Raw genomic sequence first — 16,010 nt, 5'->3', positions numbered from 1 at the left:
TTAATACCTAATTAATGTATGAATGCACAACCCGAAATGCCTCTTTTCAGGCTGGAATCGTTGTTTGAGACTAAAAAAATGTACAACTGCACTAAAACTTTGCGACACCTCCGATCACTTCACCGGTGGCCTCCTGATACTTGGTAACCACATTGTCTATCAAGGGATCAATCATGCCGTAGAAGGCCTTCGAAAACCATTTCTTTGGCTTGTGCGTGTTCACAGCCAACTTATTAGCTGCAATACCCCAGGCAATGCGGTTGATGGCCTTGCTCTGGTTGAGCGGCATAGTGCCTTTGTTATAGCCAGGCACATAATTGAACTTGGAGAGGCCGAAGTACTTTACAAACTCCTCTATGGCCTCAATAGGGGGCATCTTCTTATAGGAGAGCGCAGTCATATCCTTCATCCTGCCCGACTCATTAAATGCCAGGTACATGGCCTGCGCTCCCGAGGCAGTTTGCTGTAACACTTCCTGCTGCAGTGACTTTAGCAGCTTCTCGCTCATTACGACTTTCTTCCTGCGGATCTCGCTGGCCAGGCGCAGCACTACAATTCTTGCCCATTCCTCCAGCTCCTGGGCTACCAGTTTATCCAGTTCCTCATTTGTCATGGCGCTGCTGCTTTTTATTGTGGAGGTAGAGGCAAAGCGTGTTCATGTTGGTAAAGCTCACTTTATCGAAATCCCCGAAAATGCCCATCTCCGCCAGCTCAAAGATCAACGCTACCCAACCGATGTCGAAACCACCGCCTGAGCCGCCCTCCCCGCCTTTGCTGAAGATGTCGTAGGTGTCGAACACGAATCGCTTCTGCTCGATAAAATGATGGAGCACCACGACCTTCGTGGCAATGTCCAGGCCTGCAAACTCAAGCGCCCTGCGCTCGGCTATGGCGCCGTTATACTTCTCGCGCTCCACGCCATCCCAATCAGGGGTTTGCATGGCCGCTGCTGGTTTGGCCGGCCGGCAAAGCGTGGCCACCAGCAGATCCAGCATTTTCGGCTCAGACGAATCTACAAACTGCTTCAGGAACAGGTCGGCAAAAGCAAACTCAGCCGCCATCATATCATCCAGGTTCTGCTTTGGCAGCAGGTAAACCTGATCTTTAAACTTGAACTGGCTTATTTTAGAAGTACTGAGCGGCTTTTCCCATACCCAAGAGGTGAGCAAGAGTAGGTCGTAGCGGTCATCAACCGATAGCTGCATCACATGCTTGCGCTTCAGCATTGGCACCAGAACCTCCAACAGGTTCAGGCGCACGCCGAAGTCTGTTTTGTCGGCATACAAGAAAGGTACAGTACCCAGCAGCTGCTTAACATCCAGCTCCGGCCAGTCCTCGGCTATCGTATAGCCCCTAGACCCTATCCTGAATTTTATCATCTATGTCTAGTAAGTCAGAGCTTAAACCTTGCAGGCGTTCCTCCGGACGCTGAATGCTGATAACCGGCATCTGCACCTGTACTTTACCTCCGCTAAGCCATTGCTTCAGGAGCAAAAACACGATTATGGCCACCAATGCCCCCTCCAGCATCCAATTCCACCAGGGCGTTTCCTTAATGATCCTGGGTTCACTTTCTATGACCGGGCAAATTACCTCAGACTCAATTCTGACGGTATCGGGCACTGTTTGGCAGTCTACCTCGAATTTTTGCTCACTGGTCCGGGTAAGGGTAGCTTTGGTTTTGGCGCCTTTCGACTGTTTGGAGCTGCCCACCTCCATTTTAAGTATCTGGCTCCTGGAAACATCAAAGCCGGTGCTGTCAGCTGGCAGAACCTGCTCAACTTTCGTCTTGACAGTGGTTGCCCCTGAATTATGTGCTGATTTGCCTGACCTGCAGGAGATAAATGCGCTAATGGCTAACAAGATGATGATCATCTTCAGCAGAAACCAGCTCGCCATCTTCAGGGAGATTGGCAGGTTCTGCGTAAACAGGTGCTTCATTTTGGTTGGGATTTTTATACTTGTCGATATTCTTGTAAAGCCATTCCGCTATTTTCTCCGGAAGGAAGCCCAGCAAGCTGGCGTTTTTGATAAGGGAAGTAAAATTGATCACCACAATAGGCGCTAACACTGCCTGCGGCATCCAAAATAGGGCAGGTTCGTTCCTGGAGAACTTATGGGCAAAAAACATGAAGGTCGTATAAGCTACCAGTGTGCCCAGCACCTTTTTAGCCTTCCTGGTCTCAATGCCTGCCGGTGATCGGTGCCCTACCCACATTCCGGAAAGGAAATCCATCATCACCAGCCCCATAACACAGAAATAGGTGGTAGCAGGCGACCAGATATGGGCATCTACAAAGGCTGTCATGCCGCCGACCACGAAAGCTGCCAGTTCTACCCAACCCGCATACTTGCGGTTTGTGGGCGTTGTGAGGTCTATGAAATCGTTTTTCAGTATCATCACACCCAAAAGCTTACAGATCCAGTGTTATCCATAGGCGTGAAAGCCTGCTGGTTGTCGGCAGGGTCTGCCTCGCTATCCTGCAGCACCGTGTCCAGGAAGCGGCGAAGATCTTCCATGTAAATTTCAGCGCGGGCTCTGGAGGCGCTTGCCAGGTTGCTGCGCTCCTCCATGCTGATGCTAAGGCGGTCTTTGATGCCATCGTTATCATTTAGCACCTTCAGGCCGCTGCCTGTGTGGGTAAAGGACAATTCCGGAACAGCCTCCACCAACGTATATTGAGCCAATGCACGCTTGAGCAGGCGAAGCGTCTCGCGTTGCTCCGGTGTTTGCTCGGCTGGCTTCAGCAACGATGCCTTCAGCTCCTGGTGCAGCTTGTCACCCAGCGAAGGAATGATGTAGAACTCTTCGGCACGCACCTGGAAGGGCTGCAGCGCCATAAAAGCGCGCCTGCTGTTTTGCAGGTTCATGTATTTGGATAGCTCCGAAGGCGTGTTGATAAATAGCGCCTTGCTTTCCATATAGGCCTCACTGCCAGCCCAAGTCGAGAACTTGTCAATGTTCCTGTCCAAGTGCGCTAGTGCCAGATCCAGAAAAGTATCTGCGTTGGTGGCCGTGGCATCCTCAAACTTGAAGTACGCCCACTGGCGCACAGGCCCGAAATTCTGGCCCTGCGACTCCGTTATACCTGCATCGCCCACATTCACGTTAATCATCGGCAGTGCATCGAGCATGGCATAGTAGGCGATGGATCTGCCAAGCAGCTTCATCAGTTCCTTTTGATCATCGCTGAGGGTACCTGCATCATAAGCCGCCTGCAGCTCTGTCATCAGCTCCGACCCGATGAAGGGATAGATATACTTGAACTCTGCCCCTTCGACAAAGGAAAGCAGCGTGTTCGGGCTGGTGTTCTTGTGAATGGTGCTGATATACTTCTTCAGCTCATCAATGGTCTTTATCAGCATGGCTATTGGTTGATTTTCACATTTTGGGTGCCGGTTGGGTTCACATCCAGCGTTGTTACTTGGGCATCCTCAAAGCCCCATACAATGTCTCTGTCAAAGCCGTTGATCTTGTTGCAGATGTGCAGGATCTCCAGCAGAATCTTGCGAGGCGTTGGCGTGCGGTAGGCAATATGGTTCTGGGCACTGATGCGCTTCTCCGATCCGGAGCCACCCATCTTACCGCCTGTATCGATACCAGCCAGTGATGGGTCAATGCCATGGCCAGAAGCGTGGGCAATGTTTGCCTGATCATTCACTTTGGAATAGGCATCATCGCTCATCTTGTTCTCGATAGGTTCGATTGTCCATCCAGGCATCGCCTTTCCGGTACCAGGCTCAGTGCCATACTTGCTCACGAAGGTTTTATCAGGGTTCTCCACACCCGAAAGCATATTGTTCATCTGCTCTGCCAGCCTGTATTCCTCTGCCCGCTTCTCTTTCTCTGTTTTGAACTGGTCGAAGTAGTTCAGCGGTATTTTGATGTGGTACTTGATGTTATACCCATTCTTCAGGCCGTTTTTGTGGAAAATCGGTATCAGGTTAGATACTTCCGTCCATTCGGCAGTACCCCACCAGGCGGCAACGTCATAGTATGGCTGGCCGGGAGTCCAATCACGGCCATGGTAAATGAACTCATGGTGCCGGAAAGGATCTCTTCTGTCGAAAGCCTTTACCTTGCTCACATCATCTGCCTTTACATTGCGCCAGGTCGGGTGCAGGTAGTAGTGCTCTATCCTGCGCTGGTTGTTCATGATGATCTCGGCACGCACTTCCGTGGCATCCCAATTCACCAGGTTCTCCACTTTCTTCTTGCTGGAGAGCGACACACCAGCAAAGTAGTTGTTGAAATAGCTGTAGTTGTAGGTAATGCCACGCATGAACTTATCCAGCTCCACCATCTCTGCCCAATCCTCCATCTCCGGAACTTCGGTCGGCTCAAAGATCACCTTGCCTTTGTCTGTAACTTTCCGGAACAGGCCAAGCCTGGTACCCAGCAAAAAGTCACGGTCGGTTTTGATGAGCTGAGGCTTTAGGTGGTTCTGCCCTACCAGCTTGAGCATGCGCTGCGGAAGCTGGTTATCCTGCCCCCACTTTGCTATTTTGATCGCCCCGGTCGTAGACCTGGTGTCTACTCCATTCAGGGTGTCGCTGTAGTTGCCGCCTTTGATCTCCACGACAGCACCGGCATCCTTCAGGACGTACCAGCCTGCAGCAGGAGCCTCAATGCCCAGCCTTCTTCGCTTACTTCCCATTAGTGCTGTATTCTGATGCCGTTAAAGTGCGTGAGCAGATGAATCTTGATGGAGAAAGGTTTATCGGTTTCCAGGTTGTGCAGCAACAGCACGTTGTTCTCCTTCAGGTTATAGCCGAAGGTGCTCTTTTCTGCAGCCTCCACCTTTTTGTAAATGCCGCCGGCTTTACGAACCGACTTCTTAAAACCTTTCTTGCCATCAGTTTTGCTGTAGCCAATCGAGAACACCCGCGGCTCGCCGCCATCTGCGTACTCGTTGATCAGGGCAAGTACAGCTACCATCTTGATTCTATCTTCCATCGCTTTTTTTAGGCAATGTTAGGCTTACAGGAGGCGTTTCGGCAGGACGGGAATTTTAGCGATTTTCCACTATTATCTATTTCGGGCTTAAAAGGCTGTAAAATAGCTTTTTAAGAAAATTTTTTGTTTTCTGATTATTACCTGACACACGTCGAGGCGCGCGCCCTTTATCGGGTCGGCAATTGCCAAAACTGGAAATTGTGAATATATGAAAGGGGGTGGTGGCAATTGCCCATGCCGTCGCTTGTGGATCCTCGTGGAATAAAAAAGCCCCACTGTGCAGTACAGTGAGGCTTTACAGAGAACCTTGTGGATTCTTGTGGATGGTAATTATCCCCTGCCCAGGAAGTACACCTGGTAAGTTTCCGGTGCCTGGTTTGCCAGGTGAGAGAACTTGCGGTAGATGATGTTGTCAAAGCAGTCCGATAGGTGGGTGGTTCGCTTCTGGTCTATCAGCAAGCGCTCACTGCTCTTGTCCTTCCTGTAGTCAGGCTTGATAGGAGAGTTGGTAATGGAGATTGGCAACCACTTGCACCTGTTCTGGTCCATCCGTATCACTGGCCATGATTTGTTTTTCTCCGAAAGCATATCGTTTATAAAGATGTGCTTGAGCAGGTGGTCAGGGTCCAGGCCCTGCACCATAAGCGTTGGCTCCCAGCCCTTCTGCCTGAGCCTGTCCATGATCTTCTCATAAAAGGTTTTGGTATCACCTGGTGATTTGTTGTTACCGTTTCTATCACCATAGATAAAGACCTCCTTGCATAGGTGGTTTTCATACTCCTTGATAAAGAGATCCGTCAGGGCATCTACCTTGGATACCTCCGTGTCCTCCTCAATGTACAGCTCATTGATAATGCGGTACTCGTTGCCCCTGTCCTGGCACACGATCATAGAGGTGAAGGCCGCGTTAAAGTCCCAGCTGGTTTCTATGGGTTGTTTAGAATTGTAGAAGCTGTTGCCTGTGGTCCATAGCCCTGTCTCCTCGTCCTGATCATAGGAGAAGGTTTTAAAGTTAAGGTGCCGCTCATCGTTGAAGGCAGGGTAAAAGGAGTTGGGCAGTTTGGTGAGGCGCTTGTTCATCACCTCCACATCCCACTCCAACTTAGTCATTTGTTTCTTTAGCTTGGAAAGGTAGTCAGCACCCAGTACTGCCACGTTATCGTAGGCAGTGGATTCTATGTACAGGTAATTATCCGGTTCCTCCTGTGCCAGCTCCTGTGTCTTAAACACCCACTGCCCTGATGGTAACCAGGGTGAGGAGGTGTAATCAAAGAAGCTCTGGTGCATGAAGTGGTTAAAGCGGTAGATGTTGCCCCTGATCATGGGCATGAGCACCTTATTCACCTGGTCCTCCTTCAGGAGGGCAGATTCATCGCAATCCCCTCCATCATAGTTACCACCACGGTTAGAATCCGGCCTATCCATAGAAAGCATCTCTATGGTAAAGCCGTTCAGGAAGGTAATAGCGTTTTCGTAGTTGCGCGGTGCCTGGTATGGCTTGAGCCAGTCAGAAGGCGGTTTTACGCCTACTACAAAGTGCCCTAAACCTGTTTTCTTGTCATACTCACGCAAACCAAGGGCATCCCAGGCATCCATGGCCGAAGGGAGCGTTTTAGTCAGGATTTGGTTGTAGGTAAGGCCAGCGGTGAACACCTTTGCCCTGGGCAGGTAGTTAAACCGCTGGTACTGCACATGACCGTAAACAGTGGACTTGCCCGAGCCACGGCCGCCAACGAAACTGCGCCTTTTCTGCCTGGCATTCAGGAATTGCACCTGTTTGGCGTTGACGTATACTCTCCGCTCCTTACTCTGCATCGGTATAGTCTATATCCTCAATATCCTGCCTCTGCTGCTCTTCCAGCACTGCAGGTTCAGTAGAGTAGATAATAACACCAGGGCGAAGGAACTCGCGTGGGTCTATCAAGTGCGTATCTGGTGAGAACAGGTCGTACAGGCGGCTTGCGTTTTCATAAGCCCTTACCATCGACTTGAAATCGCCTTCCTTCCTGGCCAGGTTACCGGCAAGCATGAAGTTCTCGTACATGATGTACTTCATGCCCGCTTTATCGACCTCGTTGACGCTTCCGAAGAGTTTGATGGAGTCACGGATGATGGCAAAGAGCTGCGACTCGCTCAGCTCCGTTTCCTTGCTCATCAGGGTTAAGGTTTGACCTCTGGAGTAGCCGCAGCACATCAAAGCGTTAGCCCTTCTGTACTTTTGCAGCATAGCCTCCTCCTGGGGCTTCAGCTCGTCACCATTGATCAGGTGTCCCCTGTATTTGTCTAGTTTATCTCCCTTACCAATCAGTTTCATCAAAAAAAATGCTTTGCCACAAAGAAGCGGCAAAGCATTTGGCCAGGGTAGGACGTTTTTATTAGATCAGTGGCAATTGGGCAATTGCCTTGTTTTTTTGCGCTGAGAGGGCAAAAACTATCGCATCATGGCGGTTGAGAAAGATTTTGGAACAATTAAGCCTATTCTTAGCGTTCACAAAACCGCCATCCAGTATGCTGATGCAGCCCACATACTCCGACTTGCAGATGATCTCGATACTGGCATGATCAAACATGCTTGGGGAAAACCGGTGGTGATCTTTTAGCGAGGTAAAGAGCAACCAGGCCTTCCGCAGCGCCTTGCTCAGGCTCAGCCCTTCCGTTTTACAGAATTGCCAGGCACATTTGAACAGGCGGCTCAGTTTCTCTTTTTTAGCTTGCATTTTCAGTGTCGTTTCCATTTTTAGAGCCTCCTTATAGTATGCCTTCGTCAGCAAAGCTGTAGTAGCCTTCTTCTGTCAAAATCACATGGTCCAGAATCGGCATGTCCATAAACTCGCCCGCCTGCTTCACTTTCTTGGTGAGCTGTATGTCAGCTGAGCTTGGTTTTGTGTTTCCGGATGGGTGGTTGTGGGCAAGTATGATGCTGGAGGCATTGGCCAATAAAGCAGCCTGCAGGATGATCTTTGGATCTGCCACGGTGCCGGCAACGCCACCCTTTGATATGATATTCCACCCTAAAACATGGTTGGCCCTGTTGAGCAGGATCACATAGAAATATTCAACATGGGCTATGTTGTCGCCATAAATCTTAGTGAGGTAAGTATAAATGTCCGTGGAGCAGGTAATCTTGGTTCTTTCACTGGGCTTCAGCTTCGACTTGTAAGCTAGTTCAACCTCAGCCAGCAATTCGCTTTTAGCAACGATTTTCGATGTGTACTCTTCTACCTTAGTCATGTGTGATACTTGTTTTGTGATACTTGAATGATTAATTGATACTTCGAATCACGCCAAATAAAACAGGCCTGTAAAGCCTTGACGAGCCAAATATTTTGCTTCCGAACGGACTTTTTTATCTATATTTGTCAGGGGGTTCACCGCCGTGATACTCGGTGAATCTGATTAATTGAATAGGGCCAGGGCGTGATACTCCTGGCCCTTGCCATTTAAAACGGTGCTGTGTTGTCTGATAGGTCAAGGTTTTCCTTATCCTGCATCATGCGTACGAGCTGCTTGGCAAAGTCATAGTTGAGCTTGTTGCCGGTGAGGAAGAAGTAGCGCTCAGCCAGGCGGTCTGCCCAGGTAACCACTTTATAGGTGTGAGCTCCTTTCGGGTGGGCAATGGCAAAATCGGCAATGTCCTGCGGGGTGATCTCCTTGCCAGTGATCTCGCTCATCTCCATGGCCTGCACGTCTATCGGCATGCCTTTCTCATCGCAGTAGCGCTTAAAGAACTTCTTCTGATCTACCTGGTTAATGTCGCCAAACCTCCTGAAGGAGACTTCCGGAAAACTGCGAAGCAGCTCTGCAATGTGGGCATCCAGCTCCTGCAGGTGATCTTCGTTGTGGTAGTAGTCCAGGTAGCCCTTTAGCACCTTCATCGGGTTTTCGCAGTCCTGCACCAGCCACAGCAGGTGGTCTTTCTCGTTCTCAGGTTCATCCGGATCAAACGCGGTGATCTGAGCCTCTAAAAATGCGATGGGGTTAAAGCCGCTGACAGCCAGCAGCTGCGATACCCTCATGTTGAAATGGCGCTTGCCGCATACTTTTCTGGAGTGGGCATAGTAGGCATCCTCACCGAGTCCGGTGCGCTCCATAAATGCTTTCTTCTTGTCTCCTTTTGCCATGTGTGATACTATTTTGTGATACAGTGATGATTAATTGATAATTCGAGTTTCTGCAAAAGAAACAGGCCAGTAAAGCCTCAACGGGCCAAATATTTACTCTGAGGCAAACAGGTCGGCACCTGGGTTAACCAGTGCTTTCTTGGCTCTTTCCAGGTACTCTTCCTCCCGATCCACCTCAGCCATGTTCTCCAGCCTGGCGCCTTCCTCAAAGAAGTGGGCAAGGCCTCGTTTCATGCTTTTGCCCTTCCTGGTGTGTTGGTCATAAGCATAATCCGGAATAGGTAAGTGGTAGTGCTCGTGTGTGCGGAAGTAGTGGATGGAGGCGTGGCAGATCAGCCTTGACTTCTGAGCCCTGCAAAGTGTGATCACTGCCTGAGCCAGGAACAGGCGTTCGGATGGCTGGCTATCTTCCTTCTTCTTTTTCTTAAAGTCCTGGTAAGTGGAGTATAGGGCATGGATGGTGGCAGGCAGAGCAGGTTCGGCAATTCCGATATCCTCGCTGCAGCAGACCCTTAGCCTTTTCCACAGGTACTCGTCAAAGCCGCTGTGGTAGAACTCAGCTGCCCAATACATGGCCTCGTCTTCCAGACCTCTCCTGATACTTTTCTGAAGGGCACTCGATACCTCGAAGAAATCATACCCTTTCTTTGTTTTTAATGCGTAACCCATTTAATTTTTGATTTAATTGAGTTCGAGTTTCTGCAATAAAGACAAGCCAGTAAAGCCTCAACGGACCAAAAAAATGAGAGAATTAACAAAACAGGAAAAGAAGATAATAGATCATATAGATAGGTTAGAAGAGGTTTCCATAAGCGAATTATTGAATGCAGAATTCTCCGCTTATAAATTTGCTATAGGCGGTTCTACTCTTCTCATTTACCCAAATGGGATGGCATTAAATCGGTTAGAAGGTTTAGACAAGAAAATTGTTGTCTACTGCATAGATTGTGTAAGAGTATTAGAACTCCTAGAAATTAACGGACTGCTCACTAGGCTTCAGTATCATCCAGAATTCGAGAAAAAACGATTTACTGAAACGGATACTTTCTGCAATGCTGCCAAAGAAGATAGACGAAAAGGAATCTTACCACATAAATTTCCTTACAGAGGAGTGGCGGAAAGAGTAGCTATACTCAACAAATGGACTTATCTTAAATCTGATTCTTTGAAAGACTTCATTAGGAATGGCTATGCGCTGCCAGGAGAGGCAAGGGAAAGAATAAATTTACATCTTGCCGTATTGGCTTTATTCTTAACAGTCTTGTTCAGTTTTGCCGATTTAGGTTTAAGCTTGATAGAGTCGGACGTGGACCTAACTATAAAATTAGCACTCTTAGCGATCGGCTTCGCTTCTGGCTTTGTCATTTATAAAGGCTACATTAAGAAATAAAAAAGCCCGCTGGGAATGCCAGCGGGCGCTTCATCTATGGCTCGATTAGTAGGTATCGAAGGGGTTGCACAGGAGGTACGAATCGAACGCACCACAGTCGGATTTGGAGTCCAACTCGCCAGCCTTGGGACATTCTCCTGTAATTATAGATAGGCAACTCGTATCGTTCTTACTGCGCTTGCGGGTCACTGCCGGCACACCCTTACGGGGATCATGGCTAAACCACTATCTACTACTCAAATATCCCAAACCCACTGAACTTACAGAACTCCAGTGGGTTTGGGATAGCAGAGGGCTAACACGCGATCCAGTTCTTTAAAAGTATGTTCTGGAGGCGTGTAATCAGCATCATTAAACAGCTTATTCATAGATTTCCTTTTAAACAGCCTTATCAGACCCTTCTCCCCTAAAGAGAATCTATAACCTCTTTTATAATATCTGGTAACTTTCTTCGGCTTTCGCATAGGTTGAGTTAAAATGGAAGTTTAAGCGTTTTCTGCCACTGGTGCTTTCGCTTGGCCAGGCCAGTGTCTTTCTTCAGCTGCACCACATCGCCAAAGTGATCCTTCAGGAAGTGGTAAGCCTTTTCCTCTGCCTCAATGTTCCGGAACTCCGACTGGCCACCCTGATTCTTGAAGGTGTTGACCGGCACAAAGCTAAAGCGCAGATCCTTGTAACAAATCCGGTGATGGTAGGCGTTCAGGCATGATATCCAGAAGTCACCGCACAGGCGCATGTCGCGTGGGTAGAACAGCTTAGATCCGGAGAGTATGCCTATCCAGCCCTCGATCATGTAGCCAGTAAGGCTTATCGGCTGCAGGCCATTGTAGGCCGTAGGTATGGCACTCTGGTTGAAACCGAACAGGTAGGCACCGGCCTGACGTGCGGCATGGGCCGTACTGATAATGATCTCCCGGGCTAACTTAGAATCAATCTTGGCCTTCTCCCCTGCCCTTTTATAAACGGCACGCATTTCCTTAATGTCATCATCCAGCATGAACACATCAGGGTAATGGTCCAGTATCCACTGGCGCTTGGCTGGCAGGCCGATCACCGAATCAGGATGGCAGATCAGCTCCACGCCTGGGTTATGCCTGGCGTAATCCTCTCGCTGGCTTTCCGGAATGCAGATAGCGCACCCTTCCACTGCCTTTGTGGTGAGTACCCTATCTGCCCGTTTGTGGCTTACGATGATGATTTTGAGTTCCATAAGCTGATAAAGTCTTTGGCAGTAACTACATGGCTCTGGCCTACTGCCTCTGATTTGTAACTTTGGCTTTTCTCCAGCTGCAGCACCTGCTTCAGAAAATTGCTGTCAATCTCGTTGCTGGAAATGATGATGAAGGCATCGTGCTTTTCCGAAAACTCGGCCACGATCGGATAAACCGGGTCTTCGCTTTTGGCTTTGCTGGCAGTACTTCCCTCAGCCAGTATATCATCCATGGCCTTTACATCGATACCGAGTTCAGCCAGATCCATATCAGCAAAGTCCTCGCGCAGGATCTCCTCAATCCAGTTACCTTCATGCACGTTGGATGAAAGTATGATCTCCTTGCGCTCCTTCTCGGTCAATGCCCTGTTTGGTACCAGCACGTCCTGCAGCTCCTCGCCACGCCCAAGCTCCATCAGGATAGCATGGCGCTTGTTAAAGCTGAGCAGTACCAGGTTCTCGTCACAGGCCGGTGCCTCAAACACGCCCAGCGTCAGAATCTTCTCCTCGAGTCTTTTCTTTTTCCTGGCATCAATCTTACCAAATGGGTTTTTCTCCAGTGGTACCAGGTTCTTCAGCTGGTGCTTTTCTATATGCCACTCAAGCGGCTTAATATCCTCTTCCATCTTAATCTAATATTTCCCAATCATCAAAAATCAAATCCTGATGGTTTGGGCTCCAGGGTATAACTGAGGCATTAATTTTAATAGCCAGGTAAGGCTCATAAGGGACCAGGACACCGAACTCTTTCTTGGCATGCTCTGTCACTGCTGGATAGCTATTGAGTGGAACCAGGTAAAGATAGTGGCCTAGTTCTTCCCAAAACTTCCTTCTAACTCGCTTGCCCTGCTTAAGGGCTTTTAATGCTTTACCGAAGTCCATTCGCTCGCCTCCTTTCTTTCCATGCCCTATAGGCAAAAACACCTACTACAATGAGAATAATCAGTAGCACTGGACCATATAATGGAAGTGTCACCCACCACCAAGACCAGGCGATAACCTTTGTGAGCTTCAGCACCAGGAATATCAGGAAAAGGAGTGGCCAGAAGCCAATACCTATGTTATTGTTTGTCTGAGCCATTACCAGCAAATTACAGTTTGAGCAGCTTTTTCGCAGCCGCGAATTAAAACACCTATGCTATATCCTTCACGCTTTAAGTCCTCAGCGTTAGTACCAAGCAGTTCCTCAGCTATAAGTATCGCCGTTGCTCCCAATGGGGCTTTTTTTTTGATCTCTGACTTAATATAAGTGTACTGTTCTTGTTCAGCTGTTGCGTGATACTCGTTTGTGGTTGATCTTGCTTTTATTGCGTCCATCATAATATCTCTATTTCAAAACCTACAACTATAGGGGTTAAATTATTTACAACTTTTTGTTAGAAATTATTTAGTATTAATCTTCACTGAATACCATATCCAACAGAAGGGCTATTATAAGGGCTATCCAACTAAAGGGTTGATCGAAAGCCCATATAACAATTAAGTATATGAAAGCGAACCTCATTACTCAGCAGCGTTCTCCTGCTCCGTTACTTGCTTCAGCTGCAGCTCCACAGTGTTCAGCTCCACTTCCAGCTTCGCCAGTTTCTCCTGCTTGGTAACATCACCTGGTTTCTTCTCCACTGCCTTCTTTGCTTTGCTTACCTGGCTGCGCAGGTTGTTGCGCTTCTTCAGCAAGTCGGCTCTATCCAGCTCGGTAAGTTCCGGCTCCTGGGGCTTCACCTGCTCAACCGGGAAAGTACCATGCTCTTCAAAATGCTTCAGCTTCTGGCCTATGGCCTTTCTGCTTTTCTCGATGGCCTCAATCTTTTCCACGATCTCCAGGCGCGCCTCGTCAGTTTCGGCATCGGCTAGGGTATTGGAGAGCTTGCAACGCTCGCTGTACAGATGGCTTCGCTCTATGACCAAACTATCATACTCAGCGTTGGCACCCGATTCAGGAACTCCTTTGCGGGGCTTCAGATCAATTACAACACTGGTGTTCTCTGTCTTACCTCTCGGCTCTGGATCGGGCTCAGGTTTGCCCAATACCACTGTTTTAAAGTCAGCTTTAGGTTTGTCTTTAAGCAGCTTGGTTAGCTCATGCTCCAACTTCTGTTTGTGCGCAAAGCTTTCGCTGCGGGATAGTGTATTTACCAGCATTCTGTTTTTGCAGTAGCGGCTCAGGAGCGTTACCCCTTCCTGGTAACTTCTCTCCTCATTTTTCAGGTATTCAATGATCTCTTCCATGACAGCAAAACTATGCGTGTGGCAATTGCCAGGTCAGGACGAGAAATTGCCAATAAAAAAACCCCGACCAAGGGCCGGGGCATTTCATCTATGCTTACTATTACTTTTACTTCTTTTTCCTGGAAGTGCCTGTTGTACTGGCAGGTTTCTCCACCTTCTCCACGTATCGGCTGCCAGCATGAAAGAGCTTCTCGGCCTGCGCATCTGTGATGTTGGCCAGGCTGATCAGGCCGAAGTCCGTCCTGATCCTGCCCAGTCCCTCTGCGTTCACCAGCTTATACTTCTTCAGCTTAGATCCTAGCATAGCTTACAGCTTAAACGGCAGGAGCAACCACATCCACCACCGGAATATCTCCGGAGTAGAAGTATGGCGGGTGGTTGTTACCCACTGTCAGGCCAAACTCAGCACCGTTCTTTTCATTGAACTTCTTACCAGACTTATAATCCAGTTTCGGTGTCAGCGGGCGCTGCAGATCGCCAAACACAATCTTCTGCCCGTTGGCATCGATCTTCACAGCGATGATCTCAGCGTTTGGCAGGTCTTTATACACCTTAGAAATCTCTGGGTTAAAGCGAGGAATATACACACCCACTGTATGTTCAAAGCTTTGAGAGCCTGGATCTCCGGAAAGGGTAAAACCAAAGTCACCGGTGTCCTGGGCAAAATCCCACTTGGCAAAACCTTTGCCTGCCTTTGGCACGATTGGTCCGGCGTAGGTTACGCCATCAGCACCAAGCTCCGGCCACTGCGTTTCATCCACGTCCACTTTGTTGATGATGTACAGCTCGGAGGTACCACCCGGGTTGGCGCCGCACTTGTTCTTGATAGAAGCAAACGAAACGCACATGCCCAGCATGGTGCTTCCGGAGCTTACCAAACCAAGATCCTGCACAAAATGCATAACTGCCGAATCTGCAGGTACGGCAAAAGCGGAAACAGCGGCTATCAGCATAACCACCACCGCGATCAATCCTAAGAATTTAAAGTTTTTCATTTTAGAGTTTGATATAAAGTTGTAAAAAAGAGCCCTGAGCTATTATTGGCTTAGGGCTCTTTTGCAGTTCAAAATTGAGATTTAGCCAGATGAATTAAGCCGCAGGCGTGTTAGCAGTTACCCACTCGCTCACGTTGTCATTCATCCATACTTCCTCCATGATCGCCACTTCAGGAGCTGCTTCAAAGTCCATCAGCATATCGATGTTACGCTTTGACTTCTCCACATTGATTGACTCCATACCGCCTAGCGAGTTAGTCAGCCAAACAAAGTTGTTGCGTGGTGTCACGATGATGCCGCCTGTACCTGCGATGCCTGGCTCAGGGATGATCTCGGTGTTCGTACCGTCAATGGTCACCTTCTTATACTCGTTGTTGTAGTTCAGCGAGCCGTAGGTGGTACGGTAGTCACGGTTGTAGTACTTAGCGATAACCGGGTCAACCAGCATCACCAGGTCTTTCTGTGCATAAGCTGAAGGCACCAGGTCAGCCACCTTCTCCACTTCTTCAATGGCGTTGGCTACTGTCACGGCATTAGCAGTTGCGATGTTGGCGGCAGCAATGTCCTTCTGGATGATGAACAGCAGGCCTTCCATCGTGTCCTTTGGAGTAGTACCATCGGCATTGTACTTGCCTTTAAATACCGCCTCCAGGTGCAGATCCTGCTTCACGCGCTTGATCACTGCATCAAAGATTTCATCTTGGAACAGAAGATCGTACACGTCTTTGCGGGCTGCAGCAGCCTTTACCTTGCCCAGGTAAGACTTGTACATGCGGGTAAGATCCGTATGCTTCATTGTCAAGTCCACTTTGCAAGGGCGCACTTTGCCGGTACGAGTCTTGAATCCAACTGCGCCTTTCGGGTTGAACTCATCTTTGTTGCCTGGCTGCAGCACAGAGTTAGTGAACATCTGAGTCAACACGATCTCATCTGTCACCTCATCAATAAGCTGCATATAGTTTAAGAAGCCCAACTCAGAGATGAGGATGAGCTGCAGGATCTGCTCACGGTACTGTACCGCGTGATCCTTTAATTCTGCTGGTAAAGCTGATAAATCTACCATTCTGTTTGTTGAAAATTAAGTGTGGCTATAGTTGAAAAAGTTAAC

22 protein-coding genes and 1 tRNA gene are annotated in these 16,010 nt (G+C 48.8%); 1 reads left to right on the top strand and 22 read right to left on the bottom strand.

Annotated elements, in window-relative coordinates; genetic code table 11:
- Positions 1-91 precede the first annotated feature (91 nt).
- The 13 genes from FJM65_RS11215 to FJM65_RS11155 form a co-directional block, all read right to left on the bottom strand.
- Entirely contained in the window at positions 92-613 is a 522-nt protein-coding gene (locus FJM65_RS11215) for a hypothetical protein (protein WP_140621612.1), read from the bottom strand.
- Positions 603-1,379 (bottom strand): hypothetical protein, encoded by a 777-nt coding sequence (locus tag FJM65_RS11210; RefSeq protein ID WP_140621611.1) that lies wholly within the window; start codon positions 1,377-1,379, stop codon positions 603-605. The genes FJM65_RS11215 and FJM65_RS11210 overlap by 11 nt, the downstream gene beginning before the upstream one ends.
- Positions 1,354-1,941 carry a hypothetical protein gene (locus FJM65_RS11205; protein ID WP_140621610.1) on the bottom strand — a complete coding sequence of 196 codons (588 nt, stop codon included), beginning with the start codon at positions 1,939-1,941 and terminating at the stop codon, positions 1,354-1,356. The genes FJM65_RS11210 and FJM65_RS11205 overlap by 26 nt, the downstream gene beginning before the upstream one ends.
- Positions 1,850-2,404, bottom strand: coding sequence for a hypothetical protein (locus FJM65_RS11200; RefSeq protein WP_140621609.1), 555 nt, complete (start codon positions 2,402-2,404; stop codon positions 1,850-1,852). Before FJM65_RS11200 ends, FJM65_RS11205 begins: the two co-directional genes overlap by 92 nt.
- Positions 2,401-3,366 (bottom strand): DUF6712 family protein, encoded by a 966-nt coding sequence (locus FJM65_RS11195; protein WP_140621608.1) that lies wholly within the window; start codon positions 3,364-3,366, stop codon positions 2,401-2,403. Before FJM65_RS11195 ends, FJM65_RS11200 begins: the two co-directional genes overlap by 4 nt.
- Positions 3,367-3,368: 2 nt before the next feature.
- A complete protein-coding gene (locus FJM65_RS11190) occupies positions 3,369-4,658 on the bottom strand; it encodes a hypothetical protein (protein WP_140621607.1) in 1,290 nt (429 codons plus the stop codon).
- Positions 4,658-4,957 carry a hypothetical protein gene (locus FJM65_RS11185; protein WP_140621606.1) on the bottom strand — a complete coding sequence of 100 codons (300 nt, stop codon included), beginning with the start codon at positions 4,955-4,957 and terminating at the stop codon, positions 4,658-4,660. The genes FJM65_RS11190 and FJM65_RS11185 overlap by 1 nt, the downstream gene beginning before the upstream one ends.
- 330 nt (positions 4,958-5,287) lie before the next feature.
- On the bottom strand, positions 5,288-6,772 hold the full coding sequence (locus FJM65_RS11180) for a hypothetical protein (protein ID WP_140621605.1): 1,485 nt from the start codon (positions 6,770-6,772) through the stop codon (positions 5,288-5,290).
- On the bottom strand, positions 6,762-7,271 hold the full coding sequence (locus tag FJM65_RS11175; protein WP_140621604.1) for a hypothetical protein: 510 nt from the start codon (positions 7,269-7,271) through the stop codon (positions 6,762-6,764). Before FJM65_RS11175 ends, FJM65_RS11180 begins: the two co-directional genes overlap by 11 nt.
- A gap of 61 nt (positions 7,272-7,332) precedes the next feature.
- Entirely contained in the window at positions 7,333-7,692 is a 360-nt protein-coding gene (locus tag FJM65_RS11170; protein ID WP_140621603.1) for a hypothetical protein, read from the bottom strand.
- 13 nt (positions 7,693-7,705) lie between these two features.
- Positions 7,706-8,188 (bottom strand): JAB domain-containing protein, encoded by a 483-nt coding sequence (locus FJM65_RS11165; protein WP_140621602.1) that lies wholly within the window; start codon positions 8,186-8,188, stop codon positions 7,706-7,708.
- Positions 8,189-8,397: 209 nt separating this feature from the next.
- Positions 8,398-9,078: a hypothetical protein gene (locus FJM65_RS11160; protein ID WP_140621601.1), complete on the bottom strand. Its 681-nt coding sequence runs from the start codon at positions 9,076-9,078 to the stop codon at positions 8,398-8,400.
- Between the two features lie 93 nt (positions 9,079-9,171).
- The gene (locus FJM65_RS11155; RefSeq protein WP_140621600.1) at positions 9,172-9,747 is read right to left on the bottom strand and encodes an AAA family ATPase; all 576 of its coding nucleotides are present in this window, start codon (positions 9,745-9,747) and stop codon (positions 9,172-9,174) included.
- A gap of 73 nt (positions 9,748-9,820) precedes the next feature.
- Between FJM65_RS11155 and FJM65_RS11150 the strand changes: the two genes are divergently transcribed.
- Entirely contained in the window at positions 9,821-10,468 is a 648-nt protein-coding gene (locus FJM65_RS11150; RefSeq protein WP_140621599.1) for a hypothetical protein, read from the top strand.
- 67 nt (positions 10,469-10,535) lie between these two features.
- Here the strand turns inward: FJM65_RS11150 and FJM65_RS21250 are convergent.
- From FJM65_RS21250 to FJM65_RS11105, 9 genes are all read right to left on the bottom strand, one after another.
- Positions 10,536-10,609 (bottom strand) — tRNA-Trp (locus FJM65_RS21250).
- Between the two features lie 331 nt (positions 10,610-10,940).
- A complete protein-coding gene (locus tag FJM65_RS11145; protein ID WP_140621598.1) occupies positions 10,941-11,678 on the bottom strand; it encodes a GREB1-related protein in 738 nt (245 codons plus the stop codon).
- Positions 11,654-12,304 (bottom strand): hypothetical protein, encoded by a 651-nt coding sequence (locus FJM65_RS11140; RefSeq protein ID WP_140621597.1) that lies wholly within the window; start codon positions 12,302-12,304, stop codon positions 11,654-11,656. The genes FJM65_RS11145 and FJM65_RS11140 overlap by 25 nt, the downstream gene beginning before the upstream one ends.
- A 1-nt stretch (position 12,305) precedes the next feature.
- Positions 12,306-12,560, bottom strand: coding sequence for a Thoeris anti-defense Tad2 family protein (locus FJM65_RS11135; RefSeq protein ID WP_140621596.1), 255 nt, complete (start codon positions 12,558-12,560; stop codon positions 12,306-12,308).
- A gap of 198 nt (positions 12,561-12,758) precedes the next feature.
- Positions 12,759-12,998, bottom strand: coding sequence for a hypothetical protein (locus FJM65_RS11125; protein ID WP_140621594.1), 240 nt, complete (start codon positions 12,996-12,998; stop codon positions 12,759-12,761).
- A gap of 183 nt (positions 12,999-13,181) precedes the next feature.
- Positions 13,182-13,907: a hypothetical protein gene (locus tag FJM65_RS11120; protein WP_140621593.1), complete on the bottom strand. Its 726-nt coding sequence runs from the start codon at positions 13,905-13,907 to the stop codon at positions 13,182-13,184.
- A gap of 106 nt (positions 13,908-14,013) precedes the next feature.
- Positions 14,014-14,211, bottom strand: a complete 198-nt coding sequence (locus FJM65_RS11115; RefSeq protein ID WP_140621592.1) for a hypothetical protein — start codon at positions 14,209-14,211, stop codon at positions 14,014-14,016.
- Positions 14,212-14,221: 10 nt separating this feature from the next.
- Positions 14,222-14,902, bottom strand: a complete 681-nt coding sequence (locus tag FJM65_RS11110; protein ID WP_140621591.1) for a hypothetical protein — start codon at positions 14,900-14,902, stop codon at positions 14,222-14,224.
- 94 nt (positions 14,903-14,996) lie between these two features.
- Positions 14,997-15,965, bottom strand: a complete 969-nt coding sequence (locus tag FJM65_RS11105; protein WP_140621590.1) for a hypothetical protein — start codon at positions 15,963-15,965, stop codon at positions 14,997-14,999.
- Positions 15,966-16,010 lie beyond the last annotated feature (45 nt).

This window comes from Pontibacter mangrovi, assembly GCF_006385705.1.
Taxonomy (GTDB): Bacteria; Bacteroidota; Bacteroidia; order Cytophagales; family Hymenobacteraceae; genus Pontibacter; species Pontibacter mangrovi.
This window is presented reverse-complemented; position numbering and strand designations above follow the sequence as displayed.